Here is a 2,084-nt window from a genome sequence, read left to right on the forward strand (position 1 = left end):
CTCGCTGTTCTGCTGGGCTTGGGGGGCCTTGTCTCCTATCTCTCTCTGCGCTGGCTCCTCACCCCCACGGTTCTGGTCCCCTATCCGGATACAGCGTGTATCACCGGACTGAAGTACTACACCTATTGTCCGGCGGATGCCCATCCCCTGAAGTGCTACCACATTCCCATTGTTCCAGACGGACAGGATGCCCGCAGGATTTTGGACTATCTCGCTACCGTACAAAAGCAGCGCATTCTGAACCCCCGTAGTCCCATTTACGGCCGGGACATCCAATTCCAAATCGAAATAGACTATCTAAGCGGCCCTTTGAAGGGAACACATACGGGAATCCGTCTGGGAAATGTGAACTACTTTTTCTTCATCAGCGACGGAAATTCGCCGCTCTACGCCGTGCTGGAGCCGGAGACCGTGAAAGAAACCATCTTCCAAATGCTCCCGAAGCAAGTCAGCCGGTACAAAATGTTCGCAGGAAAATCATTATCAAACACGAGGAGGTAATATAAATGCGGTTGTCTAGAATGATATGCAGCCTGCTAGTGGCAGGCCTTAGCATTTCCACTATTTCTCCCGCCCTGGCGGCCAGCGCAGAGCCAGAGGTAATTCTTTCTGATGATGCTCAAATGCTGATCGAGAACAGTGTATTTGACTCCTCTGAGTTTGAGGGTGTCGTGGAAGACCAGTACGGCACTTATGCTCTGGCCTACGAAGAAGATATCTACCTGCCGGTGGGCCGACTTGATGTGAAGCTGACCGACGAAGTAGCAGTAAATCAGCTTTTGGCTCGAGATGATCTCTATGAGGAGGTCAAAGATGACATCCGAGCTAGCTCCCAGGCAGCGATTGAGGCTGGCAACTTGGATGCCACAGTCACAATCTTTTCCCCTACCTTTATTGAGAGCGAGGCTAGAAATGCCCGTAGTCCTGTTACATACAACATCTATGGTAAATACCAGAATACTCCCATGCAAAGCGTCCAACTTCACTATGAGTATATAGGTCCATCGCCTTTTGATGTGTGTAGAGGATCTGCCACAAAAGATTACGCAAAAAACCTTGTATATCTTACCATCAGTGGATTTGGTCTGAACAATGTGTACATATCTCTGTTTATGATGGGTGTATCTGCCTATGAAGCTGCCTTGGATTACTACAATGCAGTTAACATAGTACCAGCAAGTGGTGATTACATAAGCGCGGACATTAAATATGATTGCATAAAACAGTGGACATATGCCTTGCTTGGTGACCAGAAATACCTTGGTCTTATTAGTCAAAAGTCTACAATAGTTTTTGTTCAACTCAAACTATACTTTTATAATGAAGTAGAAAGGCGTGGTAAGACTTATACCATCGAAAATGAGCCAAATACGCCCTATGAAAGTGCTCATTTTTCTGATCCGTGGGAGACCGCCTATCGGCATTACGGCGGACATATTGATGAAAGTGATATAACCGCTCAATTGGGTCCCAAGACAATTCACCTGAATCCTATTAATAAATAATAATATTAAGCCGCCCGGCATTGCCGGGCGGCTTGTTCCTTCCTATTATTTCCCCACGCAGAAGCGTTGGAAGATGCGGTTGGTGACATCCTCCCGCAGGCTGCGGCCGGTGAGCTGGGCCAGGGCGTCCATGGCGTCCTCCACGTCCACCAGCACGGCGTCGGGGGTCATCCCCACGGCCCAAGCGGCGTGGATACTGTCCCTGTTTGAACCTGTTATGTAACCATTTTCATTATATTCTTATAAATTATATCCGGAGAAACCGCGCTATAACTGTTGACTTTTTTCTATTACTATGCTATTTTAGATCCAGGACAGGAAAATTTAATCAATTCTGTCTCATCTGTCGAAAGGAGGAGATTCCCATGGTACGATAATGGGCAATACTCTATGTTGCGACATTTTGTGCCCTTAGCAGTCCCTATAAACCTTATCAAATGTTGGAGAGGAGCTATCTTGTATGAAGACGTTGAAAAAGTTGTTGTCGTTCATTCTTACCGCCGCTATTTTCTCGACCTTCTGCACCTCTTTTGCCGTTGAACAAAGTACCAGTGCCGCTCTGAACAAGAATCGGATGGC

3 protein-coding genes are annotated in these 2,084 nt (G+C 47.1%); 2 read left to right on the forward strand and 1 reads right to left on the reverse strand.

What is annotated here, in order from left to right; all coding sequences use genetic code 11:
- Together D1159_RS18735 and D1159_RS18740 are read left to right on the forward strand one after the other, a co-directional pair.
- The coding region (locus D1159_RS18735) for a hypothetical protein (protein ID WP_161847101.1) at positions 1–501 on the forward strand (501 nt) is incomplete at its 5' end.
- Positions 502–506: 5 nt separating this feature from the next.
- Positions 507–1,505 carry a DUF5022 domain-containing protein gene (locus tag D1159_RS18740; RefSeq protein WP_161847102.1) on the forward strand — a complete coding sequence of 333 codons (999 nt, stop codon included), beginning with the start codon at positions 507–509 and terminating at the stop codon, positions 1,503–1,505.
- A gap of 45 nt (positions 1,506–1,550) precedes the next feature.
- On the opposite strand, the gene D1159_RS20150 is transcribed toward D1159_RS18740, so the two are convergent.
- Positions 1,551–1,676 carry a hypothetical protein gene (locus D1159_RS20150; RefSeq protein WP_279280124.1) on the reverse strand — a complete coding sequence of 42 codons (126 nt, stop codon included), beginning with the start codon at positions 1,674–1,676 and terminating at the stop codon, positions 1,551–1,553.
- Between the last annotated feature and the right edge of the window lie 408 nt (positions 1,677–2,084).

It is taken from the genome of Pseudoflavonifractor sp. 524-17 (assembly GCF_009935845.1).
GTDB lineage: Bacteria > Bacillota > Clostridia > Oscillospirales > Oscillospiraceae > Pseudoflavonifractor_A.

Excerpts from the sequence above, each read along its gene's own strand:
- D1159_RS18740 (WP_161847102.1), top strand. The coding sequence starts at position 507 with ATGCGGTTGTCTAGAATGATATGCAGCCTGCTAGTGGCAGGCCTTAGC.
- D1159_RS20150 (WP_279280124.1), bottom strand. The coding sequence starts at position 1,676 with ATGACCCCCGACGCCGTGCTGGTGGACGTGGAGGACGCCATGGACGCC.